Source organism: Actinoplanes italicus (assembly GCF_003001815.1).
Taxonomy (GTDB): domain Bacteria; phylum Actinomycetota; class Actinomycetes; order Mycobacteriales; family Micromonosporaceae; genus Actinoplanes; species Actinoplanes italicus.
This window is the reverse complement of record NZ_PVMZ01000003.1, coordinates 478,201-504,191: the sequence shown is the minus strand read 5'-3', so window position 1 is coordinate 504,191 and position 25,991 is coordinate 478,201. Positions and strand designations below refer to the sequence as shown.

The 25,991-nt window shown below is 70.5% G+C and carries 24 protein-coding genes; 7 read left to right on the top strand and 17 right to left on the bottom strand.

Annotated features, from left to right (window positions below; genetic code table 11):
* Positions 1-9: 9 nt before the first annotated feature.
* Positions 10-1,389: an FAD-dependent monooxygenase gene (locus CLV67_RS10270; RefSeq protein WP_106316939.1), complete on the top strand. Its 1,380-nt coding sequence runs from the start codon at positions 10-12 to the stop codon at positions 1,387-1,389.
* Between the two features lie 76 nt (positions 1,390-1,465).
* Here the strand turns inward: CLV67_RS10270 and CLV67_RS10265 are convergent, their stop codons facing one another.
* Together CLV67_RS10265 and CLV67_RS10260 are read right to left on the bottom strand one after the other, a co-directional pair.
* Positions 1,466-1,957 (bottom strand): hypothetical protein, encoded by a 492-nt coding sequence (locus tag CLV67_RS10265; protein ID WP_106316938.1) that lies wholly within the window; start codon positions 1,955-1,957, stop codon positions 1,466-1,468.
* Positions 1,958-1,979: 22 nt separating this feature from the next.
* Positions 1,980-2,723, bottom strand: a complete 744-nt coding sequence (locus CLV67_RS10260; RefSeq protein WP_106316937.1) for a TetR/AcrR family transcriptional regulator — start codon at positions 2,721-2,723, stop codon at positions 1,980-1,982.
* A gap of 80 nt (positions 2,724-2,803) precedes the next feature.
* On the opposite strand from CLV67_RS10260, the gene CLV67_RS10255 reads away from it, so the two are divergent.
* Positions 2,804-3,520, top strand: coding sequence for a DUF2306 domain-containing protein (locus tag CLV67_RS10255; RefSeq protein WP_106316936.1), 717 nt, complete (start codon positions 2,804-2,806; stop codon positions 3,518-3,520).
* A 1,086-nt stretch (positions 3,521-4,606) separates the two neighbouring features.
* Here the strand turns inward: CLV67_RS10255 and CLV67_RS10250 are convergent.
* From CLV67_RS10250 to metF, 3 genes are all read right to left on the bottom strand, one after another.
* Positions 4,607-5,044 carry an HNH endonuclease gene (locus CLV67_RS10250; RefSeq protein ID WP_106316935.1) on the bottom strand — a complete coding sequence of 146 codons (438 nt, stop codon included), beginning with the start codon at positions 5,042-5,044 and terminating at the stop codon, positions 4,607-4,609.
* 220 nt (positions 5,045-5,264) lie between these two features.
* The gene (locus tag CLV67_RS10245) at positions 5,265-5,975 is read right to left on the bottom strand and encodes a CDP-alcohol phosphatidyltransferase family protein (RefSeq protein WP_239166276.1); all 711 of its coding nucleotides are present in this window, start codon (positions 5,973-5,975) and stop codon (positions 5,265-5,267) included.
* A 122-nt stretch (positions 5,976-6,097) separates the two neighbouring features.
* The gene (gene metF, locus CLV67_RS10240) at positions 6,098-7,021 is read right to left on the bottom strand and encodes a methylenetetrahydrofolate reductase [NAD(P)H] (protein ID WP_106316933.1); all 924 of its coding nucleotides are present in this window, start codon (positions 7,019-7,021) and stop codon (positions 6,098-6,100) included.
* Positions 7,022-7,101: 80 nt separating this feature from the next.
* Here metF and CLV67_RS10235 point away from each other — a divergent pair, with 80 nt between their 5' ends.
* Entirely contained in the window at positions 7,102-8,172 is a 1,071-nt protein-coding gene (locus CLV67_RS10235) for a polyprenyl synthetase family protein (protein WP_106316932.1), read from the top strand.
* A 57-nt stretch (positions 8,173-8,229) separates the two neighbouring features.
* Here CLV67_RS10235 and CLV67_RS10230 read toward each other — a convergent pair whose 3' ends face one another.
* Together CLV67_RS10230 and CLV67_RS51785 are read right to left on the bottom strand one after the other, a co-directional pair.
* Complete coding sequence (locus CLV67_RS10230) at positions 8,230-8,598, bottom strand: Rv2175c family DNA-binding protein (protein ID WP_373873155.1); 369 nt, start codon at positions 8,596-8,598, stop codon at positions 8,230-8,232.
* 74 nt (positions 8,599-8,672) lie between these two features.
* Complete coding sequence (locus CLV67_RS51785; protein ID WP_170153799.1) at positions 8,673-9,188, bottom strand: hypothetical protein; 516 nt, start codon at positions 9,186-9,188, stop codon at positions 8,673-8,675.
* Between the two features lie 256 nt (positions 9,189-9,444).
* Here CLV67_RS51785 and pknB point away from each other — a divergent pair, with 256 nt between their 5' ends.
* Positions 9,445-11,436: a Stk1 family PASTA domain-containing Ser/Thr kinase gene (gene pknB / locus CLV67_RS10220; RefSeq protein ID WP_106316930.1), complete on the top strand. Its 1,992-nt coding sequence runs from the start codon at positions 9,445-9,447 to the stop codon at positions 11,434-11,436.
* Positions 11,433-12,293 carry a deoxyribonuclease IV gene (locus CLV67_RS10215; protein WP_373873152.1) on the top strand — a complete coding sequence of 287 codons (861 nt, stop codon included), beginning with the start codon at positions 11,433-11,435 and terminating at the stop codon, positions 12,291-12,293. Before pknB ends, CLV67_RS10215 begins: the two co-directional genes overlap by 4 nt.
* Here the strand turns inward: CLV67_RS10215 and CLV67_RS10210 are convergent.
* The gene (locus CLV67_RS10210; protein WP_106316929.1) at positions 12,268-13,101 is read right to left on the bottom strand and encodes a LysR family transcriptional regulator; all 834 of its coding nucleotides are present in this window, start codon (positions 13,099-13,101) and stop codon (positions 12,268-12,270) included. The genes CLV67_RS10215 and CLV67_RS10210 overlap by 26 nt on opposite strands.
* 71 nt (positions 13,102-13,172) lie before the next feature.
* Here CLV67_RS10210 and CLV67_RS10205 point away from each other — a divergent pair, with 71 nt between their 5' ends.
* Positions 13,173-13,859 (top strand): CTP synthase C-terminal region-related (seleno)protein, encoded by a 687-nt coding sequence (locus CLV67_RS10205; protein ID WP_106317160.1) that lies wholly within the window; start codon positions 13,173-13,175, stop codon positions 13,857-13,859.
* Here the strand turns inward: CLV67_RS10205 and CLV67_RS10200 are convergent.
* From CLV67_RS10200 to CLV67_RS10180, 5 genes are all read right to left on the bottom strand, one after another.
* Positions 13,844-15,067 (bottom strand): IPT/TIG domain-containing protein, encoded by a 1,224-nt coding sequence (locus CLV67_RS10200; RefSeq protein WP_106316928.1) that lies wholly within the window; start codon positions 15,065-15,067, stop codon positions 13,844-13,846. The two genes, CLV67_RS10205 and CLV67_RS10200, sit on opposite strands and share 16 nt — an antisense overlap.
* A gap of 27 nt (positions 15,068-15,094) precedes the next feature.
* Complete coding sequence (locus tag CLV67_RS10195; RefSeq protein WP_106316927.1) at positions 15,095-16,585, bottom strand: IPT/TIG domain-containing protein; 1,491 nt, start codon at positions 16,583-16,585, stop codon at positions 15,095-15,097.
* A gap of 62 nt (positions 16,586-16,647) precedes the next feature.
* Positions 16,648-17,667: a threonine aldolase family protein gene (locus CLV67_RS10190; protein WP_106316926.1), complete on the bottom strand. Its 1,020-nt coding sequence runs from the start codon at positions 17,665-17,667 to the stop codon at positions 16,648-16,650.
* The gene (locus tag CLV67_RS10185; RefSeq protein ID WP_106316925.1) at positions 17,660-19,066 is read right to left on the bottom strand and encodes a class II 3-deoxy-7-phosphoheptulonate synthase; all 1,407 of its coding nucleotides are present in this window, start codon (positions 19,064-19,066) and stop codon (positions 17,660-17,662) included. Before CLV67_RS10185 ends, CLV67_RS10190 begins: the two co-directional genes overlap by 8 nt.
* A gap of 70 nt (positions 19,067-19,136) precedes the next feature.
* A complete protein-coding gene (locus CLV67_RS10180) occupies positions 19,137-20,612 on the bottom strand; it encodes a glycosyl hydrolase family 18 protein (protein WP_106316924.1) in 1,476 nt (491 codons plus the stop codon).
* 255 nt (positions 20,613-20,867) lie between these two features.
* Between CLV67_RS10180 and CLV67_RS10175 the strand changes: the two genes are divergently transcribed.
* A complete protein-coding gene (locus tag CLV67_RS10175; protein WP_106316923.1) occupies positions 20,868-21,545 on the top strand; it encodes a DUF429 domain-containing protein in 678 nt (225 codons plus the stop codon).
* Between the two features lie 26 nt (positions 21,546-21,571).
* Here the strand turns inward: CLV67_RS10175 and proC are convergent, their stop codons facing one another.
* The 4 genes from proC to CLV67_RS10155 form a co-directional block, all read right to left on the bottom strand.
* A complete protein-coding gene (gene proC / locus CLV67_RS10170; RefSeq protein ID WP_106316922.1) occupies positions 21,572-22,384 on the bottom strand; it encodes a pyrroline-5-carboxylate reductase in 813 nt (270 codons plus the stop codon).
* A 77-nt stretch (positions 22,385-22,461) separates the two neighbouring features.
* On the bottom strand, positions 22,462-23,490 hold the full coding sequence (locus tag CLV67_RS10165) for a 6-phosphofructokinase (RefSeq protein WP_106316921.1): 1,029 nt from the start codon (positions 23,488-23,490) through the stop codon (positions 22,462-22,464).
* A gap of 141 nt (positions 23,491-23,631) precedes the next feature.
* Positions 23,632-24,231: a pyridoxamine 5'-phosphate oxidase family protein gene (locus tag CLV67_RS10160; protein WP_239166275.1), complete on the bottom strand. Its 600-nt coding sequence runs from the start codon at positions 24,229-24,231 to the stop codon at positions 23,632-23,634.
* Between the two features lie 219 nt (positions 24,232-24,450).
* Complete coding sequence (locus tag CLV67_RS10155) at positions 24,451-25,929, bottom strand: DHA2 family efflux MFS transporter permease subunit (protein WP_106316919.1); 1,479 nt, start codon at positions 25,927-25,929, stop codon at positions 24,451-24,453.
* Positions 25,930-25,991 lie beyond the last annotated feature (62 nt).

The window sequence follows — 25,991 nt, the reverse complement described above, 5'->3', positions numbered from 1 at the left end:
GGTGAATTCATGTTCACTGAATCGAGATTCACCATAATCGTCGGCGCCGGTCCGACCGGCCTGACCCTCGCCCGCCAGCTCGACCGGCACGGCGTGCCCTACCGGATCGTGGAGCGGTCGCCGAAGCTGTTCGACGGGTCACGCGGCAAGGGCCTGCAGCCGCGCACGCTCGAGGTCCTCGACGACCTCGGGCTGATCTCACGGTTCCTGGACGCCGGTGGCGACTACCCCGCACTGCTGGCCCATCTGCCGGATGGTGGCACCCACGAGTTCCGCCTCGACGAGCCGCACGATCCGGCGCCGTCCGTGCCGTACCCGAACATGTTGATGGTTCCTCAGTGGCGGACCTCCGAACTCCTCGCCGAAGGAATCCCGGTCGAGCTCGGCACCGGGGTCACCGGCCTCACCCAGCTCGACGGCGGCGTGCGGGTCACGCTCGACAGCGGCGAGATCGTCGACGCGCGGTACGTCGTGGGCGCCGACGGCGGCCGCAGCACTGTCCGCAAGCTGCTCGGCATCGGCTTCGAGGGCGAGACCCACGAGGAGGAGCGGCTGTTCATCGCCGACGTGCGCCTGACCGGTCTCGATCGTGACCACTGGCACGTGTGGCCCGGCCCGGAAAGAACGTTCCGTCTTGGGCTGTGCCCGCTTCCGGGCACCGACTGGTTCCAGCTCACCGCACCGCCGTCCCCGCTCTCCCCCGCCGAGCTGGTGGCCGCCGCCGACCCGTCGATCACCGTCACCGAAGTGGGCTGGACGTCCGAATTCCGGGCCAACATCCGGATGGCGTCCCGCTTCCGCACCGGAAACGTCTTCCTCGCCGGGGATGCCGCCCACGTGCACTCACCGGCCGGCGGGCAAGGGCTGAACACCGGCATCCAGGATGCCTACAACCTCGGCTGGAAGATCGCGACCGGCAGCTCCGCGGTCCTCGACACCTACGAGGAGGAGCGCCTGCCGGTGGCCGCGTCCGTCCTGGGCATAAGCACGCGCCTGCACCGGCGCCACGTCGACGGCGACGAGGACGCCATGCGCCGGGACGATCCCGCGCTCCGGCAGCTCTCCCTCCACTACCGGGGCACGACGCTGGCAGCCGAGCATCGGACAGATCCGGGAGCGGTACGGGCCGGCGACCGCGCCCCGGACGCGCCACTCCCCCACGGCCGGGTCTTCGACCTGCTGCGGGGTGCGCACGCCACGCTGCTGGCATTCGGCTGGACCGGGCCGCTGCCCGAGCTTCCCGTGCCGGCCCACCATGTCACCGAGGCGGCGGAAATCTACGACACCACCGGGCCGACCCTCGTCCTGGTCCGTCCCGACAACTACATCGGCTGCGTCACCCGTGACCCGGCCGACGTCCTCGCGTACCTCCGGCGGCAGAATCTTTGAGTCCTCCGGCGACGGGTACTACCGCCTCTGACAGCTTGGCGGCGATGCCCGCAGGGAATAGTTGAGTCGTAGTGACTCATTTCTGAGTCTCCGCAGCCTTCCGCAGCCGGTCCACGGCCGCGCGCTGCGGGCCGGGGAGAGCCGGCACCTCGGGGGCGGCCAGGTCGGTCAGGACCGCGGTGACCAGATCGTGGAGGGCGCCGGCCGGGGCGTCGGGGGCGGCTGCGAGCGTCTCCCGCACCAGAGCGGCGCGCTGGAAACGGCTGTCCCAACGTCGGTCCGCACCGATCCTGCGGTGCAGTTCAACGGCACATTTGCGCAAATCAGAGGCGCTTCGGCCGTACGCCTGATCGAGCTCTGCCCGACGCGGCAGCGAGTCGCGCTCCGCCGCCCGGGCCAGGCGGAGGCGCCGCTGTTCCGCCGCCTGCCGACTGCCGAGACCGAGAGCCGCCGCGATCTCCGGCCAGGTCGCGCCGGAGCGGCGGGCCCGATCGATCAGCTCCAGTTCCTCGGCGTCGAGTTCGGCTCGCCGGACCCGGATGCCACGCAGATCGTGCAGCTCGGCCACGTTTCCACTCGCTCCCGAAATGTCAACTTCGCGTTGACACTAGCAGCTCAATGCCGTCCAGCAGCCTGGCGAGCCCGGCATCGAAGGCGCCGTCCTCCGTCTCCACCTTGAACAGCCCGTCGGCGATCACCGTCGCGAGTGCCGGAAAGCGGTCCGCAGTGACCAGGGCGCTGATGATCTCACCGAACCCGTCGGCCGAGCCTTCGGATCCGGCGGAGCGCGTGGCGTCACCGGGCACACCGGAACCGCCGGACAGCAGGACCGCGAAGATCTGCGCCTCGCCACGCACGTAGTACAGCGTGGCCATCACCGCCTGGAACCGCTCCCGGCTGTTGAGCGGAGTGCCGTCGAAAGCGGACAGTCCACGGTCGAGCCAGGCGAGCTGGCCCGGCTCCAGCGGCGGGCGGCCGGCCGAGGCCTGCAGGATCCACGGATGGCGGTAGTAGACCGCCTGTAGCGCCCGCGCCCAGGTGTGCAGGCCGGCACGCCAGCCGGCGGGTAGCTCCGGCGGCTCTCCGGGAGCAGCGTCCTGCATGAAGACCAGTAACTCGTCCTTGTCTGCCACGTGCCGGTAGAGCGACATGGGCGCACTGCCGAGCCGCTCGGCGAGCCGGGCCATGGAGAGTGCGAGCAGGCCGTCCCGGTCCGCGATCTCGATCGCGGCGGCGACGATCCGTTCCAGACTCAGCGCCGGCTGCGGTCCGCGAGTGCGTCGCTCTTCGAGACCCCAGAGGACCTTGAGCGTACGGGGAATGTCGTTCGGCACGGTCTCATCCTAGGGGCTTTCGCCTTTACTGCGTATGCCATACGCTCGATGCGTATCTCATACGCAGTTAGGAGCATGACATGACCCGATGGTGGCAACGTCCGTGGATCATCCCGCTGGCGGCGGTCTCAGTGATCTTCGTGGCGTACTCGATCCCGCCGTACCTGAGCTTCGACCCCGCACAATCCCGCGTGCCGCAGTCACCGGAGCTCGGAGTCGCCCACTTCTGGCTGCTCGTGCCACACGTCCTCTTCGGGAGCGTGGCCCTGCTCACCGCCGTCCTGCAGATCTGGCCGTGGTTCCGGCGCAGACACCCGGTGGCGCATCGCCGGACCGGCCGTGTCTACGTGTTCGGCGGCGTCCTGCCGGCCGGGATCGCTGCCCTGACCATCGGATCGCTGTCCCCGTTCGGCCCCGCGACCAGGGCCAGCAGCGTGCTCCTCGCCGTCGTCTGGCTCTACGTCACGTGGAAGGGCTGGCGCGCCGCCCGGAACCGCCGGTTCGGCGAACACCGCCGCTGGATGATCCGCAGCTTCGCCCTCACCGCCTCGATCATCACCAACCGCATCTGGGGCGCGATCTTCGTCATCGGACTGCAGCCGCAGCTCGAGACCACCTTCCACGGCGACGAAGGGCTGCTCGCCTGGGTGGCCTCCGCCGCAACCGCCTGGCTCGGCTGGACCATCCCCTTGCTGGCCGCCGAATGGTGGCTGGAACGCGACCGCAACCGCCGCCCCATCACCCGCCCGGCCGCCGACCCCGCCGCCACCCGAACCCCAGCCCCCGCCGCCCCATGATCGCGTCCGCCGCACCCCACCCCCTCGTGCGACCAGTCACCGGTCCGCTCAGGCACACCGCCGAACCAGCACCGTCGACCTTGCGCAGCTGTCACTCACCACCGCCTCAGCTCCGCTGAAACAGCAGTCCACGACGGCCGGACCTTTCCGGCTGCGCCCCACCGCCGCCTCAGCCCCGCCGAAACAACGGTCCACGACAGCCGGATCACTCCGGCTACGTTCCAGCACAGCGCAGTTGAGGGCTTCCCGCCGCACTACAGCAGGAGGCATACGGAGCGCACTCCATCTATTTTCCTTTATTTCGTCCGCTTTGTGTCAGGGCTGTCAGCCTTCTGAGTCTGCGGCCAGGCTGCGTCGCGAACTCACTACATCTGGGGCCAGCGGGGCGGGGCGCCGGGGACGGCAGTGGGATTCGTGCCGACGGCCCGGATGTCGTGGCCTGCCCATGAGGTGTCGTGCCGTCAGCTCAAGCAGTAATGGATAACATTTGAACTACTAATAGCGAAATAGTCTATTGGAGAGGGACTTACGATCCGCCCGAATCCCGTTAACTGCGCGGCATGGGGTTGCCAGCGAGGCTGGATCGCACGCTGGCGGTCTGTGTTCGCTGGATGTTGCCGGGACGACACCGGGGTCGCACGACTGGCGTGCGTGTGCGCGTGACGTGGCCGAGTCCGCGATCCGTGTGCGCCAGACGCCGCCGGGCCCGCACTCCGGTGATACGGCCCTCTCGCACGCCCGCAACGAAAGGGCAGCCCGTGATTACGTCCGCGGCGAAAGGGCGGCCCTCGGGCATGGCCCGCGGTGACAGGGCCGCCCGTGGTGACAGGGCCGCCCGCGATGACAGGGCCGCCCGTGGTTACAGGGCCGCCCGTGATGACAGCCCGGTGGGCAGGGTCCGCGACGAAAGGGGCGGCCGACGGGTCCCCGTGTAAACCCGCCGGCCGCCGAAGGAGGAAAGTCGATGGAGAACGCCCCGGAGGGCGGGCCGGAAACCGGCCGCTGAAATGATCGTGCGGCGATCGGCACGACGCGAGTGATCCGCCTGCCGGAGCCGGTCAAGCTACCGAAAATGGCGGGACCGGATCAGAGAAACACCGACCAGACCGGGGCGAACGGCGTCATCCGCAGGGGCATTCGCGCTTCCGAGGGGGTTCGGTCGCCCTTGCGGTTGTTGCAGCGTTCGCAGGCCGCCACGGTGTTCAGCCACTCGTTCCGGCCGCCGCGGGAACGCGGCAGCACGTGGTCGATGGTCGAGGCGGCGGCGCCGCAGTAGGCGCACTTCCGCCCGTCACGCACCAGCACACCGGCCCGCGACCAGCCCGGACCCCGGCCGCGCCGCCACCGCGTCACCACGTAGGAGACCAGCCGCACCACGGTCGGCACCGGATAGACGCCGATCCGCGTGTCCGGCTGGGCCTCGTGAACCACGGCGACCTGACGGAACAGCATCCGGATCGCGTGCCGGAGGCTGACCCGGTGCAGCGGCCCGCAGTCGGCGTTGAGAACCAGAACCGCACTCATTTCGTCACCCCCGGAAAATCGTTTGCACAATCACGAAATCACAGCTCAGGGGCGTTCCACCCCGACCGGATCCGCTGAAGAAAAAATAGGCGCGACATCGATCACCGACAACCGAATAAACATCACGGCGGTACGGGAAACCGAGCGTCCCGGAGAATCCCGAGGCGGAAGCCGCGGCGAGCTGGAGCGGACCGAGGAGACCGGGCGATCGGAAAGCGGGTCAGCGGAGGGCGGCGTGGACCGCCACGGTGAGCTGAGCCAGGCCGATGACCTGCAGCAGAAGCCAGACGGCGGCTGCCGCGGTGAGCACGCCGGCGACCCAGGCCGGTACGAGGAGCGCGGCGATCGGCGCCAGGATCAGGGCGGTGACGGCGACCGAGACGCGGGCCGGGCGTTCTCCGACGGTGACGGCGCCGATCTCGGTCATCCCGGCTCCGGTGGCGCGGGCCCGCAGATACTCGTGCAGCCAGCTCGCCGCGCCGGTCGCGACGGCCAGCCAGGCGGGCACTCCGGCCAGCCAGAACGCGGTGAGCCAGGCCGCTTCGCCGAGGCGATCCGCGACCGAATCGTATACATATCCGGCCTTGGTGACTCGTCCGGTGATCACCGCGACCGCACCGTCGAGCCCGTCCGCCATCGCGGCCAGCAGCACCAGCAGGGCACCCGCCACCATCCCGGCCGGTCCGCCGAACCCGATCACCACCGGCACGGCGAGACACAGCATCAACCCCGCGACGGTCACCGTCAGTGGTGCGATCCGCTTACGGCCGAGAACGAGTCCTATGCGGTACGCCCCGCGCACCCACCCACGGACGACGGCCGAGGCGGTCCGCGGATCGAAGCCACCATGGAGCCCCGACCAGACAGCGACGTACTCGTCCCACCCGAGAAGCGCACCCGGCCGGGCAGTCGTGTCCCGGGCAGCGCCCACCGGACGAGCAGGAACCGCCGACGACGAACCGGCGGCCGGCGACGCCCCGGACGAGGACGCGCCACCAAGGGAGGAGCCGGCGGGAGACGGGTCTGCGGAGGACGAGCCGGGCCGGGCCATGGTCAGGCAGGAGCGGCGATCTCGGCGGGGGCCAGGTGCTGCCACACCTCGCGGGTCGCCGTGGAGCGGTTGAGAGTGATGAAGTGGATGCCGGGCACGCCCTCGGCGAGCAGCCGGGCGCACATCTCGGCGCACGTCTCGATGCCCAGGGCACGGACCGCGGCCTCGTCGCCGGCGACGCTCTCGAAACGGGTCAGCAGGGCCGGCGGGAACGGGGCGCCGGAGAGCTGTGTGGCCCGTTCGATGGTGGCCATCCTGGTCACCGGCATGACGCCGGGCAGGATCGGGGTGTCGCAGCCGGCCGCGGCGACCCGGTCGCGCAGACGCAGGTAGTCGTCGGCGTCGAAGAACATCTGAGTGATGGCGAAGTCGGCGCCGGCGCGGCACTTGCGGACGAAGTCGCGGGTGTCGCTCTCCACGTCGGCCGAGCGCGGGTGCTTGTAGGGGAACGCGGCCACCCCGACGCTGAAGTCGCCGGACTCGCGGATCAGCCGGACCAGCTCCTCGGCGTAGAGGACGCCCTCCGGGTGCCGCACCCATTCACCGGTCGGGTCGCCGGGCGGGTCGCCGCGGACGGCCAGGATGTTGCTGATGCCGGCGCCGGCCAGACGGCCGATGACGTTGCGCAGCTCGGCGACCGAGTGGTCGACCGCGGTGAGGTGCGCCATCGGCAGCAGGGTGGTCTCGGTGGCGACGCGTTCGGTCACCGCGACGGTGGTGTCGCGGGTGGTGCCGCCGGCCCCGTAGGTGATCGAGACGAAGCTCGGCCGCAGGGACTCGAGCTCGCGGATCGCCTGCCAGAGCGCCTGTTCGCCGGCCGGGGTCTTCGGTGGGAAGAACTCGAACGAGAACGACGGCGCCGGGTCACGGATCAGGTCGCCGACGGACGGCGTGCCGGGGAGCCGGGAGGGAAGACCGAGAGACACCCCGCCACCCTACCGACCAGGAGTGGATGCGGGTGATCTGGTCGAACGAGTGAGCACGGCACGAGATAGCGTCTCGAAGGGTGACGACTTCTCCGCTCGAGTCGGCCGGTCTGCGGCCACGCGTCGACAAGGCCCTCTCCGCGTTCCTGGCCGGCCAGCGGGCCCACCTGCTGGAGATCGACCCGGCGCTGGCCGAGGTGGCGGACGCGGTGTCGGCGTTCGTGCTCGGCGGTGGCAAGCGGCTGCGGCCGGCGTTCGCCTACTGGGGATTCCGGGGCGCCGGCGGCACCGACTCGGACGAGGTGGTCACCGCGGTCTCGGCACTGGAGCTGGTGCAGGCGAGCGCCCTGATCCACGACGACCTGATGGACCGGTCGGACACCCGGCGCGGGGAGCCGTCGGTGCACCGGCGGTTCGAGCTGCTGCACCGGGCCGAGGGCTGGCGCGGCACGGCGACCGGGTTCGGTGGCTCGGCGGCGGTGCTCCTCGGCGACCTGGCGATGGTCTGGTCCGACGAGCTGCTGCACACCTCCGGGATGGGGCTGGCCGAGCTGGCCCGGGCCCGGCCGGTCTTCGACCGGATGCGCACCGAGGTGACCGTCGGGCAGTACCTGGACGTGCACACGCAGGCGACCGGGAACACCTCGCTGGAACGGGCCGGGAAGGTGGCCCGGTTCAAGTCGGCGAAGTACACGGTGGAACGTCCGCTGCTGCTGGGCGCGGCGCTGGCCGGGGGCGGTCCGGAGATCTTCGCGTCGTACGCGGCGTTCGGCCTGCCGCTCGGCGAGGCGTTCCAGATGCGTGACGACGTGCTCGGCGTGTTCGGGGATCCGGCGCAGACCGGCAAACCGGCCGGGGACGATCTGCGCGAGGGCAAGCGGACCTATCTGGTGGCGTCCGCGCTCGCCGCGCTGGACGAGGCGGGCCGCGGCGAGCTGGACGGCTCGCTGGGCGACCCGCTGCTCGACGACGCCGGGGTGGAGCGGCTGCGGGCGATCATCCGGGACTGCGGCGCGCTGGCCGCGACGGAGAGCCGGATCGACGCGCTGAACGGCGAGGCACTGTCCGCGCTGGAGCAGGCGCCGATCGACGACGAGGCACGCGCGGTGCTGTTCGCGCTGGCCGCCGCGGCGACCAGGCGCTCCGTCTGACGAGGGTCACCGACTGAGAACGGGCGCGCGTCCCGCGTACCCGATGATGGTTTTGATCTAGAAGCCGAGGGCCTGCGCGCGCCGTTTGGCCTCCCGGGCACGGTCGCCGCCGAGGGCGACGGCCGCGTTGCCGCCGAGCGACTCGTCCGGTTCGTAGAGCCACCGGAGCGCTTCTTCGTCGTTGTACCCGGCGTCATGGAGCAGGGTCAGCACGCCGGGCAGGTGCTTGAGAACGGTCGCGTTCGCCACCAGTTCGGCGGGCACCACCCGGATGCCGTCACGGCGGACCGCGAGGAGCGAGCGCTCGCGGATCAGCTGGTGCACCTTGCTGATCGTCAAGCCGAGCTTTTCGGACACATCAGGCAGGGTGATCCAGTCGGTGGGGCCGGTAGTCACGGGTTCGGTCACCGGTACAGCGTGCCAGATCAGATCGGAGAACAGTTGATGAGCCTGTGGCGGAACATGCGTGGCGAGATGGCCGGATTATGGCGTTCGATCCGTTACGACCTGGGCCATCGGCCGGGTGCGGGCTCCGGGGTGGTGCCGGACGTCACCTCCACGGGGATGAGCACGTTCGGAGCATCACTGGTGGATCTGCCCGGTGAGCCCTCGGAGATCGACGCCCGGCCGCCGAGGCGATTTGTCGCGATCACCGCTTTCTGCGCGCTCGCCGCATGCGGGGCGGCCGGGTCGTACCTGGTCGCGACCACCGTGTTCGCCGACCGGATGACCGGCACCCCGCCGCCCGCGGTCGCCGCCGCACTGCCGGCCGAGGCCGGGACGGAGGCGGGGACGGAGGCCGGGACGGGCGGGGAGGCCGGGATGGGCGGCGTCCCGGCGAATCGGCGCAAACCCCGGACGACGACTCCCCCCGCGGCCGTACGGGCTCCGTCGCCGACCCCCGCGGCCACATCCCCGGCGACGACCGTCACCAGCAGGAACACCCGGCCGGTGACGGTGCCGGCCTCGCGCTCACCGGAGTGTGACTGCGAGACACCGCCGGTGCCCACACCCACCGCCCCGTCGCCGTCGTCGTCCGCTTCCGTATCCCCGTCGGCCGATGCCTCGCCGAGCCCGGCCGAACCGAGCGCATCCCTGACAGACAGTGACGGTCATCACCATCGCCGCTGGCGCTGACAAAACCGGAATTTCGGCCTATGTGAAAGGGTTCCGCGTCAATCGGTGCAGGTCACACGGGTTTGGGTACCCGTTTGGACTCAGCTGTGACATCCTGGGTCACCCCCACTGGAAAGACACATACACTTCACGCCGATGGACACCACAGTCGCCGATACGTTGATCGGCACAACGATTGACGGGCGCTACCGGATCACCGGTCGCGTCGCCCGTGGTGGCATGGCGACCGTCTACCGGGCCACCGACGAGCGGCTTGAGCGCACCGTCGCGCTGAAGATCATCCACCCGTCGCAGGCCACCAACGTCCACTTCGTCGACCGTTTCACCGACGAGGCCAAGACGATCGCCCGCCTGACCCACCCGAACGTCGTAGCCGTCTACGACCAGGGCCGCCACCAGGGCCTGCCATACCTGGTGATGGAGTTCGTGCAGGGCCGGACACTGCGTGACCTGTTGAGCCAGCGCACCAAGCTGAGCCCGGTCGAGGCCCTGGCGATCCTGGAGCAGATGCTCGCCGCGATCGCCGCCGCGCACCGCGCGGGCCTGGTGCACCGGGACGTCAAGCCGGAGAACGTGCTGGTCGCCGAGGCGCCGAGCGGAGGCTCGGCCGACCTGGTGGACGCCGTGGTCAAGGTGGCCGACTTCGGTCTGGCCCGGGCCATCGAGGCGAGCACCGTCGACGACACCGGCCAGCTCATGGCGACCGTGGCCTACGTCGCCCCGGAGCTCGTGCAGAACGGGCACGCCGACGCCCGCACCGACGTCTACTCGGCCGGTGTCGTGCTCTTCGAGATGCTGACCGGCCGCGTGCCGTACGACGGCGCCGAGCCCGTCGAGGTGGCGTGGCAGCACGTCGACAACGACGTCCCGGCGCCCTCGTCGATCGTCCGTGGCCTGCCCACGGTGCTGGACCGGCTCGTCGCCCGGGCCACCCGGCGCGACCCCGGCTCCCGGCCGACCGACGCCGGCGCCTTCCTGAGCGAGGTCCAGGCCACCCGCGAGGGTCTCGGTGTCACACACGTCGACACCGCGCTGCTGCGCCAGGTCCCGGGCGCCCCCGGCACCACCGACGCGACCCGGATCGTCCCGGCCGTCCCGTCGGCCGACGCGACCGCCCTGGTGCCGCCGGTCCCGGCCGGCACCTATCAGGCGTCGCACCGGCCGTCCTGGGCCCGGCTGCCCGAGCAGGGCGGCCGCACCGCGCCGCACCGCCGGGCCGCCGCTCCCGCCGGTGGACTGGCCGGCTTCTTCGACGACCGGCGCCGTGTCGTGCTGACCGCTCTGATCGCGGTGATGGCCGTGGTCGTGCTCGGCAGCACCTGGTGGGTGACGCTGGGTCGCTACACCGAGGCCCCGCAGCTGCTCACCATGAGCCAGGAGCAGGCCGTGGCGTACGCGAAGCAGCAGGGGTTCGAGGTCACCGTCGGCGACGGTGAGTTCGACCCCAACCTGCCGAAGGGCTCGGTCAAGGTCCAGAAGCCCGGCCCCGGTGACAAGATCATCAAGGGTGACAACATCACGATCATCCTGTCGCTCGGTCCCGAGGTGCACGCGGTTCCCGAGCTCGAGGGCCAGGAGCTGGCATTCGCCAAGGCCCAGCTGGAAGCGATCAAGCTGAAGGTGAAGCAGGGCAAGGGACAGTACAGCGACACCGCGGCCGAGGGCCTGGTCCTCTCCACCGAGCCGAAGGCGGGCACCGAGCTCAAGCCGGGTGACACCGTCACCCTGATCCTGAGCAAGGGCAAGGCGCCGATCACCATCCCCGACCTGGTCGGGCAGAACATCAACAACGCCCGGACGGTCCTGGCTCAGCGCGGCCTGCAGGTGGCCGAACAGTTCGAGGACAGCGACAAGCCGGCCGACGAGGTGATCGGCCAGACACCCAAGGCCGGCACCGGCGTGGAGAAGAACACCCAGGTCACCCTCCGGATCAGCCGGGGCCCCGCGCAGATCGTCGTGCAGGACGTGACCAACCGGCCGTGCCAGGAGGCGGCGGCCGCACTTCAGGGAATGGGACTCCAGGCACAGATGAACGGCGACCCCAACGCGACGGCCCGGCAGATGAACCCGGGTCCGGGCACACCGGTTCCGCCGAACACCGTGATCCAGCTGGTCTGCTTCCTGTGAGTCAGCGGATCGGATCCCACACCAAGACGTCGGGAGGGCTGGCCAAGGCGGCCCTGCCCTACGTCGACGCCGCGGGCTCGGAGACCCTTCAGGTGTACGTCTCCAACTCCCGCGGCTGGGCCCTGCCGCCGGGCGACCCGAAGCAGGACGTCCTGTTCCGCGACGGCATCGGTGAGCGCGGCCTGCCCGCGTACATCCACGCCTCGCTGCTGGTCAACCTGGGTTCGCCGACCGAGCTGACCGTGGAGCGCTCGGTCGCCACGCTGGCGCACGCCCTGGACCGGGGTAAGGCGATCGGCGCGACCGCGGTCGTCTACCACGCCGGCAGCTCGGTCGACGAGGAGCACGGTGAGAAGGCGCTGCACCAGCTCCGCGAGACCCTGCTGCCGCTGCTCGACCGGGCGGCCGCCGAGGGCCTGCCGAAACTGCTGGTCGAGCCGAGTGCCGGCGGTGGCCGCAGCCTCGCGTCGAAGGTGCAGGACCTGGCCCCGTACCTTGAGGCGGTCGAGCACCACCCGTGGATGGGCGTCTGCTTCGACACCTGTCACGCCTGGGCGGCCGGTCACGACCTGGCCACCCCGGGCGGCATGACGGCGACACTCGACGCGCTGATCGAGGCGGCAGGTCCGGGCCGGCTCCAGCTGATCCACGCCAACGACTCGAAGGACGAGTGCGGCTCGACCCGGGACCGGCACGAGACGATCGGCAAGGGGCGCATCGGTACGGCGCCGTTCGCCGAGCTGTTCAGCCACCCGGCCACCGCCGGCGTCCCGATCATCGTGGAGACGCCGACGGTCGAGCACGAGGGCCACGCCGCGGACATCGCCCTGCTCAAGGGCCTGCGAGAAGCTCGCTGAGCCGGGTCGCCGGAACACCGGCGCCCGGTGTGGCCAGCAGCTCCACACGGTGGACCATGCGGGGCAGCAGGACCCCGCGCGCCACGCCGGACGGCAGGACCGACAGGCCGTGTCCCGCCTCGATCAGCCCGAGCAGCACCGCCACGTCGGCGCCCTCGTAACGCAAGCCGGTCCGCAGGGCATCCACCGGCAGGTGCGTCAGCGGCGACACCACGGGAGCGTCGATCCAGTACGCCTCCGTGAGGTCGGCCAGCTGCAGGGTGGGACGCCCCGCCAGCGGGTGGTCGCGGGGAAGCGCCACCACGGCACCGTCCTCGGCCACCCGGACCGCACCGGCCACCGGGAGCGGCAACGGGTCGTTCGGCGCGGTGAACCCGTCGACCAGGGCGATGTCGATCTCGCCGGTGGCGGAGGCGGCGACGATCCGGTCCCGGTCGGCGACCAGCACCCGGCTGCTCAGGCGGGCCGACTCGGCCCGGATCCGGGTCAGCGCGTCGGATACCCGTTTCGACCAGGCCAGCGGGGTGAGCCCGACGGCCAGGCGGCCGGGTGGGGCCACCGCGCGGGTCACGTCGGCGCGGGCCGCGGCGAGCCGGACCAGGATGATCGCGGCGTGCCGGTGCAGCCGTTCGCCGGCCGGGGTGAGTGCCACGGGGCGCCGGGTCAGCAGCGGGGTGCCGAGGTCGGCCTCGAGGGCCGCGATCTGCTGGGAGACCGCGGACTGGGTGTAGCGGAGGCGCCCGGCCGCGGCGGAGAACGAGCCGGTCTCGGCGACGGCCACGAAGGTACGGAGCAGGTGCGGTTCCACATCAGCGATGCTAATGCCGACAGCAGAAGACATCGTTGGACCTGATCTCGTTCGGGCGGGAGAGTGGATCCATGTTGAGAATCGCCCTGGTCGGCGATCGGTCACCGGCCGTTCGCGCCCACGCCCGCATTCCCGTTCTCCTCGACGCGCTCCGCGAGGACCAGGATCTGGACGTCTACTGGGTCCCGACGCCGGACGCGGAGGAGCCGGCGGCGCTGAAGGGGTTCGACGGGATCTGGCTGATCCCGGGCAGTCCCTATCGCAGTGTCGAGGGCGCCCTGACCGCGGCGCGGACCGCCCGCACCGAGGGCATCCCATTCCTGGGTACCTGCGGCGGCTTCCAGCACGCCATGATCGAGTTCGCCCGCAACGTCTGCGGTTTCCACGAGGCCCAGCACGCGGAGTACGGCCCTGCAGGCGACGAGGAGCTGATCGTCGAGCTGGCCTGCTCGCTGGCCGGGCATCAGGCGGCGGTCACCCTGGCACCCGATTCACTGATCGAGCGGCTGCTCGGTGCCACCCGGACCGTCGAGAGATACCACTGCAGTTACGGTCTCGGCTCCGCCCACCTAGGCCTGCTGGCCGCGCACGGGATGCGTTTCACCGGTCACGACGAGGCCGGGGACGTTCGGGTGGCCGAGTTGCCCGGCCACCCGTTCTTCCTGGCCACCCTGTTCCAGCCTGAGCTGAGCGGGGACGGGACGGACCCTCATCCGATCATCCGCGGCTTCGTCGGGGCCCTTCAGTTGACGGTGTAACCGAAGGACGCGGCCGCGGTGAACCGGCTCTCCCGCTCCTCGCCGTCGACGAAGGTGACCGCGACCGGGCCGGGCGCGTCCGCCGGCGGGACGGTGCAGAGGAAGGTCACGGCCGTGCCGGTGCCCTTCTTCTCGCAGGTGGCCGGGTTCTCACCGAATTTGAAGCCGGTGGCCTGGTCGATCTTGAGTCCGGCCACCTTGAGGGTCACCCGCTTGCCGCCTGCCATCGAGTCGCTCTTGGCCGACAGGTTGGTCACGACCGGGACCATGGTGACGTTGAAGGCCTCACCCGCGACGCCGTCGTGCACGACCTTCACCGGCACCGTGGCGGTCGTGGCGGCCGGCATGGTGACCCGCAGACGCGTGGAGTCGACATAGGTGGCCGACACCTTCCGGGAGCCGACCATCACGGTGACGCGTTCGGCGGCGAAGGCCTTGGCGTCGTCACCGAGTTCGGCACCGGTGATCTTCAGGACAGCCGGCCCGCCGCTGATCCTGGCCACCGGTTCGCCGGCGATGCCGAGCGGCGCCCGGTAAGCCACGTTGCTACCGGTGACGACCGGGCTCTTGCCGCCGGTCGACGAGACTCTCACCGGGGCCGGGCCGTTCACACCCTCCGGTACCACCGCCGTGATCTTGCTTGCCGAGACCACGGTGAAGGACGTCGCGCTGGTGTCACCGAAGGTGACCGACGACGGGTCCTCGGCGTCGACACCGAGGAACCCGGCTCCGGTCACCGTCACGGTGGCACCGCCGACGGTGCTCACCGCCGCCGGTGCCACGCTGTTCACCACCGGGGTGTAACCGACGCGGGCGCTCGACTCGGGACCGGCCACGCCGGCCTGGAACAGGATCATCGTCGCGGCGGCCGCCTTCGAGGTGGCCGGTGCGGTGACCTTGAGGTGACTGTCGTCGACCCACGTGACCGGGGCTGTGACGCCGCCGATCTTCGCGGTGATCCTCAGAGCGCCGAACGCCTTCGCCGTGTCACCGGCGCCGCCACCGGTCACGGTGACCGGGATGACGGTGCCGCCGGACGCCTTGGCCGGGATCCCGTCCTCGAACTCGGCGGCGAGGGTGCCCGCGTCGGCGAGTGCGCCGGTCCGCTGGTTCGCGAAGGCCGAGACCTCGGAGGAGAGGGCGGTCGCCGCGACGACGGCGATCGCGGCGAGGCCGGCGGTCCGACGGGACTTCTTCGATGTCGCCATGGGGTGCAATCTCCCGGGAGTCATGTCTCAGTCAAGGTCGGAGTAGCTGAAGGTCGCGGTCTCGGTGAAACGGCTCACCACGTCACCCGAGGTGAACCGGACCCAGACCGGGCCGGCTTCGTCGGCGGGCGGCACGACGCAGACGTACACACTCTTGTCGCCCTCGCAGGTGGCCTCGGCCGAGCCGAACCGGAAGTCCGTCGCCGTGGTCGCACCGGCGATCTTGACGGTGACCTTCTTCCCGCCGGCGATCGTGTCGGTGGCCGAGGAGATGCTGGTGATCACCGGGATCACCGGGATCGTGACCTCGGCACTGACGGTGCCGTTGAGCAGGGTCAGGGTCACCGAGTCTCCGGTCGGGGGCGGCAGGGTGACGCTGAGGTGCGTCGGGTCCACCCAGGACGCGGTGAGCTTGGTCTTGCCCAGCCGCAGGCTGATGCCCGAGGCGCCGAAGGCCTTGGCGTTGTCTCCGAGGGTGGCACCGGTGACGGCCAGGAGGTGCTTGCCGCCGCCGGCCCGGACGAAGACGTCGCCCGTGAGGTCCAGGCCCAGCGCGCCCAGGTACGTCACCCGGGCCGCCGCCGACTCGGGGTTGCTCCCGCTCGCGGTGGTGACCTGGACAGCCGCCGATCCGGCCTCGCCCGCCGGGGCGACCGCCTGGATCACGGTGTCCGAGACGACGGTGAAGTCCGCCGCCGGCACACCGCCGAAGGTGACCGCGGACGGATCCTCCGGGTCCACAGTGCCGAACCCGGCTCCGACGATCTTCACGAGGTCCCCGCCCTCGGTGCCGACCCCGGAGGGCGTCACCGACGTGATGCCGGGCAGGTATGTCACGGTCGCGTCGGACTGCGGCCCGGCGAAACCGCCCTGCACCAGCCGCAGCGGGAAGGAACCCAGTTTCGTGGTGGCCGGGAGGGTGACCTTCACCCGTTCGGAACTCACCCAGGTCACCTTGGCGGCGACGTCACCGACGAGGGCGGTGATCTTCAGGGTGGTGAACTCCGCCGACGTCGCGCCGGCACCACCGCCGACGACGTCGACGGGGATCTGGACGCCTCCGGTGGCGGTCGTCGTGATGGCCTCGAACGCCGCGGCCAGCGCCGCCCGGTAACCGAACGAGGCGGTCCGGCTCACGCTCGGGCCGTTGGCGTTGACGACGGTGACCTGCACGTTGCCGGCGGTCCGGGCGGGAGCGACGGCGACCAGCTTGGTGTCACTCACGACCATGAGCCGGGCCGCCGGGAGATCACCGAACTTCACGGCGTCCGGGTTCGTACGGTCCAGAGTGGTGAACCCGGATCCGATGACGGTCACGGCCGTGCCGCCCTCGACCGAGCCCACCGCGGGGGTGAGGCTCTGCACGACCGGGACGGCCGAGACCGCCCGGATCGACCCGGAGGCCGACCCTAGCGGGGAGCCCGCCGAGAAAGCGGCGGACGGCTGAACGACGGTGGCCGCGACGGCGACAGCGGCGGCCAGTGCTTTTGCCCTGTGGGCTCGGGATGTGTAGGCCATAGCGGGGATACGTATCGGTCGCCCCCGGCCGGGCCCACAGGATTCCCGTGGTGCAATAAAGGTCAGGCCAGCAAATCGCTCAGCACATCAATGGCCTGGTCGACGGCTGCCTCGTCCAGATCGAGGTGGGTGACGAGCCGGGCGAGACCGGGGAGCATCGCCGCGATCAGCACGCCACGTTCGGCGGCGCGTGCCGCCAGCGTCGGCGCGTCCAGGTCGTGCTTCGACAGATTCAGCGGTACGAGGTTCGTCCGCACCTTCTCCGGGTCGACCACCCCGAACGGGGCCAGCGCCTCGGCGATCTGCCGGGCCCGCTCGTGGTCCTCGGTGAGCCGCTGGACGTGGTGGTCCAGCGCGTACCGGCCGGCCGCGGCGAGGATGCCCGCCTGCCGCATGCCGCCGCCCATCCGCTTGCGGATGACCCGTGCCTTGGCGATGCGTTCCCGGCTGCCGACGACGAGCGAGCCGACCGGTGCGCCGAGCCCCTTGGAGAGGCAGACCGAGAGGGTGTCGAAGAGGGCGCCGTACTCGTCGAGCGGCACCCCGTCGGCGATGTGCGCGTGCCAGATCCGGGCGCCGTCGCAGTGCAGGGCGAGGCCGTGCTTGTCGGCGGCCACCCGCAGATCCTGCAAGGTGGACAGCGGGACGACCCCGCCGCCACCGAGGTTGTGGGTCTGCTCGACGGCGATCGCCGCGGTCGGCACCGACGGGTAGCCGGACGGGCGGATCATGCCGGCGATCCGTTCGGCGTCCAGGGCGGCGCCGTCGGAGGCCCAGGTGCGGCTGGAGATGCCGCCGTACACGGCGGCGGCGCCCAGCTCGTATGTCACCACGTGCGCGTCCGCGCCGGCCAGCAGCTCGCCGCCGGGCGGGACGACGAGCTGCAGCGCGATCTGGTTGGCCATCGTGCCGGACGGCGCGAACAGGGCCGCCTCGTGCCCGAAGAGCGCGGCCACGTGGGCCTCGAGCGCGTTGACGGTCGGGTCGTCGCCGAACACGTCGTCGCCGACGGCGGCCCGTGCCATCGCCGTCCGCATGCCCTTGGTGGGCCGGGTGACGGTGTCCGAACGCAGGTCAGCCACGGAGCATCTCGGCCACCAGGAAGGCCAGCTCCAGGCTCTGCTGCGTGTTGAGGCGCGGGTCGCAGGCGGTCTCGTAGCGGCCCGGCAGATCGAGGTCCTCGATGCCCTGCGCGCCGCCCAGGCACTCGGTGACGTCCTCGCCGGTCAGTTCGACGTGGATGCCGCCCGGGTGGGTGCCGAGGCCGCGGTGCACCTCGAAGTAGCCGAGCACCTCGTCGACGACCCGGTCGAAGTGGCGGGTCTTGTAGCCGTTGCTCGACTCGTGGGTGTTGCCGTGCATCGGGTCGCACTGCCAGACGACCTTGGCGCCGGAGGCGTGCACCTTCTCCACGATCGGGGGCAGGGCGTCGCGGACCTTGCCGTTGCCCATCCGGCTGATCAGGGTCAGCCGGCCCGGGATGTTGGACGGGTTCAGCTTCTCGCACAGCTCGATCGCGGTCTCCGGCGACGTGCCCGGGCCGATCTTGACACCGATCGGGTTGGCGATCCGGCTGATGAAGTCGATGTGCGCGTGGTCGAGCTGGCGGGTGCGCTCGCCGATCCACAGGAAGTGGCCGCTCAGGCCGTACGCCCGGCCGTCGGAGACCCGGGTCAGGGCGCGGTCGTACTCCAGGGCCAGGGCCTCGTGCGAGCAGTACAGGCTGACCGTGCGCAGCGCCTCGCTGTCGGTCATGCCGCAGGCGCGGATGAAGTCGAGGGCGCGGTCGATCTCGCGGGCGATGGCCTCGTAACGCTCGCCGGCCGGGGAGGCGCGGACGAAGTCCTTGTTCCAGTCGTGCAGGCCGTGCAGGTCGGCGAGACCGCCCGAGAGGTAGGCGCGGAGCATGTTCATGGCGGCGGCCGAGTTCGCGTACGCCCGGATCATCCGCTGCGGGTCGGCGACGCGGGCCGCCTCGTCCGGCTCGAGCGAGTTCACCATGTCGCCGCGGTACGCGGGCAGGCCGAGCGAGTCGGTCGGCGCCGAGCGGGGCTTGGTGTACTGCCCGGCGACCCGTGCCACCTTGACCACCGGCATCGACGCGCCGTAGGTCAGCACCACGGCCATCTGCAGAAGGGTGCGCGCGTTGGCCAGCAGGTGGCTCTCGGTGTTGTCGGCGAACGTCTCGGCGCAGTCACCGCCCTGGAGCAGGAACGCGCGGCCCTCGCACACCTCGGCGAGCCGGTGCCGCAGCTGGTCGACCTCGTAGGGCGCGACGATCGACGGCACGTTGTCGAGGACCTTGCAGACCTCGGCGACCTCGCCCATGTCCGGCCAGGGCGGCATCTGCAGGCGCGGCAGGCTGCGCCACCGGTCGAGGCCGAGAGCCTCGTCCTCGGCGGAGTTCGTCGACGGGCGGGACGTCTGCAGAGCAGGGTTACCGACCCCGGGATGACTGAGCTGATGCCACTCACGGCGCATACCGCAAAGCGTACGGAAGGGGGGCACCGACCTTTCGGCCGGTGCCCCCCTTCTCAACTACTCAGGCGGATCAGATGTTGCCCTTGATCGCGCTGATCAGCTCGCCGTTGGTGGTGTCACCGGAGAGCTCCCAGAAGAACGCGCCGCCGAGACCCTGGTTCTTGGCGTAGGTCATCTTGCCGGCGATGGTCGACGGGGTGTCGTAGCTCCACCAGTTGTTGCCACAGAAGGCGTAGGCGGTGCCGCCGACCGTACCGGTGGCCGGGCACTTGGTCTTGAGGACCTTGTAGTCCTCGTTGCCGGGCTCGTAGGTGCCGGCAGCCGCGCCGGTCGCCGAACCGCCCGGGGCGGCCTGCGTGACGCCGGTCCAGCCGCGGCCGTAGAAGCCGATGCCGAGCAGGATCTTGCTGGCCGGGATGCCCTTCGACTTCAGCTTCTGGATCGCGGCGTCCGAGTAGAACCCGGCCGTCGGGATGCCGTTGTACGAGTTCAGCGGCGAGTGCGGGGCGGTCGGGCCCTGCGCGGCGAACGCGCCGAAGTAGTCGTACGTCATCGGGAAGATCTTGTCCATCTTCGTCGCCGCGGTGGCGTAGTCGGTGGCGTCGATCTTGCCGCCGTTGGTGCCGTCGGCGGTGATGGCGGCGGTGATCAGGGCGCTGGAGCCGAACTTGTTACGCAGCGCGGTGATCACGTTGTTGAACGCGTTCGGGCCGCTGGCGTCGCAGGTCAGGCCACAGGCGTTCGGGTACTCCCAGTCGATGTCGATGCCGTCGAACACGTCGGCCCAACGGGGGTCCTCGACCAGCGCGTGGCAGCTGTCGGCGAAGGCGGTGGGGTTGGCGGCCGCCTGGGTGAAGCCGCCGGACCAGGTCCAGCCGCCGACCGAGTAGATCACCTTGAGGTGCGGGTACTTCTTCTTCAGCTTGCGGAGCTGGTTGAACGAGCCACGCAGCGGCTGGTCCCAGGTGTCCGCGACGCCGTCGACGCTCTCCGCGGCGGTGTACGCCTTCTCGTAGTCGGCGTAGGAGTCACCGATCGAGCAACGGCCGCCGGTGGTGTTGGCGAACGCGTACAGGATGTGGGTCAGCTTGGACGCCGAGCCGGACGTGTCGATGTTCTTCACGTGGTAGCCGCGGCCGTAGACGCCCCACTCGGCGAAGTAGCCGACGACCCACTTGTTACCGGTCGGCGGGTTCGTGGTGGGCGGCGTGGTCGGCGGAGTCGTGGGAGGTGTGGTGGGCGGCGTCGTCGGCGGAGTCGTCGGCGGCGTGGTGGGCGGAGTGGTCGGGCCACCACCGCACGCGCCGTTGTCGATCCAGACGGCCCACTGGCTGCTGTTGGTGGCCGGAGACTCGTTCTGGGTCCACCACTTGGCGGTGTAGTTCTTGCCGTTCTGCGAGGCGACGTTGTCCTTCACATAGACGGCGGAAGCGCTCCATGCGGGGGCACAGGCGGCGGCTGCCGACGCTGACATGGTGGGAACGGCGATGCCGCTCGCGACCATGACTGCGCCGACGAAGATCGCCCGGCGGGCGGTTTTCTGCACGGGGGTGTCTCCTCAAACAGTTAGGAAACTTTCCAAAGCGAGGGATGAAGAGACGGTAGTCACATCGATTAACAACAGTCAAGCCAGGTGAACAGCTTTTAAGGTTGTTTAACGTGGTCGGCCACGTCACGACAGGGTGCAATCAGCCGGACACAACCAGTAGTCTTCCGTCATGACCGTTTTCGACGTCACCATCGGCGCCCCCACCGGTGGCGCGACCGAAATGGACCCCGGCCGCGGCCGGGTCGTTCGCTGATGGCAATTCACGTCATCGGGGTCGATGCGTACGCGTTGGGCTGGGTCGGTGTCGAGCTGCGCGACGGCGTCTTCGGCCGCGCAGTTCTCGCCTCCACCCTCTACGAGATCGTCGCGGGCAGCTCCGGCGCCGCGGTGATCGGCGTGGACATCCCCCTCGGCATGCTGCCGGACCGCTGGCGGGCCGCCGACACCCTCGCCGCCGACCAGCTCGGCCCGCGCCGCGGCAGCGTGTTCCGGGTCCCGCCGCGAGCGGTCTGGCAGGAGTCCGACTTCGCCTCCGCCAACCGGCTCTGCCGCGAGCTGACCGGCGCCGGGCTGAGCCGCCAGTCGTGGGCGCTACGCCCCAAACTGCTCGAGGCCAACGCGATCTGGGAACGCCATCCCGGCCTGCTCTTCGAGGCCCACCCCGAGGTGTCGTTCCGCACCATGGCCGGCGAGCCGCTGGCGCACGCCAAGAAGACCTGGAGCGGTCAGACCCGCCGCCGGGAGCTGCTCGCCCGCAACGGCATCATCCTGCCGGACAAGCTGGGACCGGCCGGGCAGGCGCCACCCGACGACATCCTCGACGCGGCCGCCGTCGCCTGGACGGCCCACCGCGTCGCCACGGGGTCGGCTCTGAGCCATCCGAGCCCACCTGAGGAAGAGAACGGCAGCAAGATCGCCATCTATTACTGATCCGGTACGCCTACCGTCGCACGGTTTCAGCGGGCCTGGCCGGCCAGCTCGCGGGCCCGATCGCGGGCGGCCGAGAGGGCGTCCAGCAGCGCCGCACGGATGCCGTGGTTCTCGAGTTCGCGGAGGGCGGCGGCCGTCGTCCCGGCCGGGGACGTGACCGCCTCGCGGAGCTTCACCGGGTGCTCGCCGGAGTCACGCAGCATGGTCGCCGACCCGATCGCGGTCTGCACGACCAGCTCGTGGGCGGTCTGACGCGGCAGCCCGAGCAGGACACCGGCGTCGATCATCGCCTCGACCATCAGGTAGAAGTAGGCAGGCCCGGACCCGGAGAGCGCCGTCACGGCGTCCTGCTGGTACTCCGGAACCCGGACGGTGGCGCCGAGCGGCTGGAACATCGCCTCGGCGAGGGCCAGGTGCTCGTCGGTGGCGTGCGGACCCGCCGAGATCGCCGTCATCGCCTGGTCGACCAGGGCGGGCGTGTTCGTCATGACCCGGATCACCGGTGTGCCCTCGGGCAGCCGCGACGCGAAGAATCCGGTGGGCAGGCCGGCGCAGAGCGACACGACGAGTGTGCCGGCGGAGACCTGCCCGCCGATCTCGTCGAGGAGGGTCCCGGCATCCTGCGGCTTGACCCCGATCGCGAGGACGTCCGCCTCGCCTGCGGCGGTGACGTTGTCGACGACCCGCACGCCGTGACGCTCGGCCAGCTCGGCGCGGCGGGCCGGCCTGCGGGCGGTGGCCAGCAGCCGGTCGGCGGGCCAGCCGGACCGGAGCAGGCCGGAGATGACGAGTTCACCCATCTTGCCGGTCCCCAGGACCGCGACGGTGTGCTTGGACAACGCAGACTCCTCTGTCCGGAAGCGGGCACACGGATGCCGGGGCGCACGGTCGCGGGCCCCGGCATCACGATGGCAGATCAGCTGCCGAAGAAGACCTCGGCCTCTTCGTAACGCTCGATCGGAACGGTCTTCAGCTCGCCGGTGCCCTCGATGAGCGGGATCCGGACCACGTCGGTGCCGCGCAGCGCCACCATCTTGCCGAAGTCGCCCTCGTTGACGGCGTCGATCGCCTGCAGACCGAAACGGGTGGAGAGCACCCGGTCGAACGCGGTCGGGGTGCCACCGCGCTGGATGTGACCGAGGACGACCGTGCGGGCCTCCTTGCCGGTCTTCTCCTCGAGCTGCTCGGCGAGCCACTGGCCGATGCCGCCGAGGCGGACGTGGCCGAAGCTGTCGAGCTCCTGGTTGTGCAGGACCATCTGGCCGTCGAGCGGCTGAGCGCCCTCGGCGACGACGACGATCGGCGCGTACTCGACCTGGAACCGCTTGGTCACGTAGGTGGCGACCTGCTCCACGTCGAACTGGCGCTCCGGCAGCAGGATGACGTTGGCGCCACCGGCGAGGCCGGCGTGCAGCGCGATCCAGCCGGCGTGGCGGCCCATGACCTCGACGACCAGGGTGCGGTGGTGCGACTCGGCGGTGGTGTGCAGCCGGTCGATGGCCTCCATCGCGATGTTGACCGCGGTGTCGAAGCCGAAGGTGTAGTCGGTGCCGTTCAGGTCGTTGTCGATGGTCTTCGGCACGCCGACCACGTTGACGCCCAGCTCGGACAGCTTGGTGGCGACGCCGAGGGTGTCCTCGCCGCCGATCGCGACGAGCGCGTCGACGCCCATCTCGGCCAGGTTCGCCTTGATCTTCTCCACACCGTTCTCGATCTTGAACGGGTTGGTGCGGGAGGAGCCCAGGATGGTGCCGCCGCGGGGCAGGATGCCACGGACCTCGGCGATGCCGAGCGGCTTCGTCAGACCCTCGAGCGGGCCCTTCCAGCCGTCACGGAACCCGACGAACTCGTGACCGTAAGCGGACACGCCCTTACGGACGACGGCACGGATGACCGCGTTGAGACCGGGGCAGTCGCCGCCACCGGTGAGCACGCCGATACGCATTTTTCTTCCCCCTGGATCGGGTAGCGAGATGCGGATAGCCCGTCGAGGCCCCAGGGACGATTTCGTCGGCAGCGTTGCCGGCCCGGGGCGGGCCGCAACCGAACTGTAGTCGCCACCCTGATCCAGGTGGAACGCGGCCCACTAAAGCCTGACGGTTTCGTTCTCGCCAGCGTCGGGCGTCTTTCCGGTAACGGCGGCCTTGGCGTACCCGAGGAGCGTGACCACCTTCGAACTGTGCGCCGCCTCCCAGTACTCGGCGGTGTCCGCGTGCACCTTGACCAGCGTCAGGTTCGGCGTGTCCAGCCCGTCCGGGAACCACGCCTTGAGGAGCGGGTTCCACAGGCGCTCCGCCTGCGCCCGGTCGTCGACCCGCACGGCCGCGCCCGAGATGGAGATCCAGTTGTTGTGCTTCTGGTCAGTGAAGGCGACGTTGACCTCGGGGTGCGTACCGATCTGCTCGACCAGATCGGAATCGGCGTAGGTGAAGAACCACAGATCGCCGTCGAACTCCACGTCCTGCACGGCCATCGGGCGGCTCACGTGCTTACCGCTTCCGGTCATCGAGGTCAGCATGGCGATCCTCGCGTCCGCCACCATCGCCCTGACCTTCTCGCGCTGTTCCTGCTCCGTCGCGGTCATCTCGTCCTCCTCGGCCGTGTTCGTTCCCCTCGCCTCCTTTCCTCGGAACGGGCGGCCAAACACCAGCAAGATCAACTTCAAGGGCATCCGTGCGTACGGCAAAGCAGGCCGAAACCTCGGACGAGGTGCGCGTCCGGGGCCCCTTCCACGGCCGGGCTCCGCCGGGTTACGGCCGATCCGGCCGTAACCGAAGCGGAACAGCCTCGCGAGCCGTACCCCAGCCATGGAATCTCCCTGCCGTCAGGTGGCTCAGGTACGGCTCGCGGGTCCGTCAGAGACCCTGACCCGATGGCTTTCCGGGTCGCCGATAGTGCTGAGAGATCAGTGGGCCATGGCGCGCGGGGCGTCGGGATCGACGTCGAGCGGGCCGGTGCGGAACAGCACCGCGGCGACCACGGCGGCGAGGACGAAGAAGCCGGCCGACCACCAGAAGACGGTGTGGTAGCTCTCGATCGCGGCCTGGGCCTGGACCAGCTGGGACGGCGTCTTGCCGACCATGTAGTCCGAGGCGGCGCTGGCGGCGAACGAGCTGAGCAGCGCGGTCCCGATGGAGCCGCCGATCTGCTGCACCGTGTTGATCATCGCGGAGGCCACACCGGCGTCACCGTGTTCGACGCCGGAGGTGGCGGCGTTCTGGGTGGGCGCGAAGACGAGGCCCAGTCCGAGCCCGATGACGATCAGGGCGGGAAGAACATCGGTGGCGTACGACGAATCGAGCTGGAGGCGGGTCATCAGGACCATGCCGGCCGCCGCGACCAGGGCACCGACCGGGACCAGCGGGCGCGGGCCGATCTTCGGGGCCAGCATCGAGCCCGCGGTGGTGGCGGTGAGCATCACGGCGCCGAGCATCGGCAGGAACGCGAGACCGGTCCTGATCGGGGTGAAGCCGAGGATGCCGGCCAGGTAGTAGGTGAGGAACAGGAAGATGCCGAACATGCCGGCGCCCGCGATCGCGATGGAGGCGTAGGAGCCGCCACGGTTGCGGTCGAGGACGACGCGCAGCGGCAGCAGCGGGTGCTCGACCCGGCGCTCGATCAGCACGAACACGGTGAGCAGGACCAGACCGGCCACGATCGGGCCGAGGGTCATGGCGTCGGTCCAGCCGTCGGTCTCGGCGTTGGCCAGGCCGTAGACGAGCGCCACCAGGCCGGAGACCGCGGTGATCGTGCCGGGGATGTCGATCCTCCCGTGGGCGGGGACCGGCTCGTCGCGGAGCTTCAGGAAGGCGCCGGCCACGGCGATCGCGGCGATGACCAGGTTGACGTAGAGGCACCAGCGCCATGACACGTACTCGGTGAGGACGCCGCCGAGCAGCAGGCCCATGCCGCCGCCCGCGCCGGAGATGGCGCCGAAGATGCCGAACGCCTTGCCGCGCTCGGCGGGCTCGGTGAACGTGGTGGAGAGCAGCGAGAGGGCGGCCGGGGCCAGCGCCGCGCCGAAGACGCCCTGCAGGGCGCGGGCGACGATCAGCAGCTCGAGGCTGCCGGCGGCGCCGCCGAGGGCCGACGCGAGGGCGAAACCGATCAGGCCGATGACGAACATCCGCCGGCGGCCGAAGAAGTCGGAGAGGCGGCCGCCGAGCAGCAGCAGGCTGCCGAAGGCGAGGGCGTAGCCGGTCACGACCCACTGCCGGCCGTGGTCGTCGAAGCCGAGGTCGGCCTGGGCGGTGGGCAGCGCGATGTTCACGATCGTGGCGTCGAGCACGACCATCAGCTGCGCGAGCGCCAGCACGACGAGCGCCCACCAGCGCCCCGTCTCACGTTCGGTGGACGGTGGCCGATCAATAACGGTGCTGCTCATGCGGGAGCCTTCCGGGGCTAAGTTGAGGTACGTCCTCCACTTCGGCACGCTAGCAGGAGAAG

Bases quoted from the DNA above. Each gene is read 5' to 3' on its own strand.
- CLV67_RS10185 (WP_106316925.1), bottom strand. From the start codon at position 19,066: ATGCGCCGTGAGTGGCATCAGCTCAGTCATCCCGGGGTCGGTAACCCT.
- CLV67_RS10175 (WP_106316923.1), top strand. From the start codon at position 20,868: ATGGCAATTCACGTCATCGGGGTCGATGCGTACGCGTTGGGCTGGGTC.
- CLV67_RS10165 (WP_106316921.1), bottom strand. From the start codon at position 23,490: ATGCGTATCGGCGTGCTCACCGGTGGCGGCGACTGCCCCGGTCTCAAC.
- CLV67_RS10255 (WP_106316936.1), top strand. From the start codon at position 2,804: ATGACCCGATGGTGGCAACGTCCGTGGATCATCCCGCTGGCGGCGGTC.
- CLV67_RS10200 (WP_106316928.1), bottom strand. From the start codon at position 15,067: ATGGCGACATCGAAGAAGTCCCGTCGGACCGCCGGCCTCGCCGCGATC.
- CLV67_RS10250 (WP_106316935.1), bottom strand. From the start codon at position 5,044: ATGAGTGCGGTTCTGGTTCTCAACGCCGACTGCGGGCCGCTGCACCGG.
- pknB (WP_106316930.1), top strand. From the start codon at position 9,445: ATGGACACCACAGTCGCCGATACGTTGATCGGCACAACGATTGACGGG.
- CLV67_RS10195 (WP_106316927.1), bottom strand. From the start codon at position 16,585: ATGGCCTACACATCCCGAGCCCACAGGGCAAAAGCACTGGCCGCCGCT.
- CLV67_RS10205 (WP_106317160.1), top strand. From the start codon at position 13,173: ATGTTGAGAATCGCCCTGGTCGGCGATCGGTCACCGGCCGTTCGCGCC.
- CLV67_RS10270 (WP_106316939.1), top strand. From the start codon at position 10: ATGTTCACTGAATCGAGATTCACCATAATCGTCGGCGCCGGTCCGACC.
- CLV67_RS10155 (WP_106316919.1), bottom strand. From the start codon at position 25,929: ATGAGCAGCACCGTTATTGATCGGCCACCGTCCACCGAACGTGAGACG.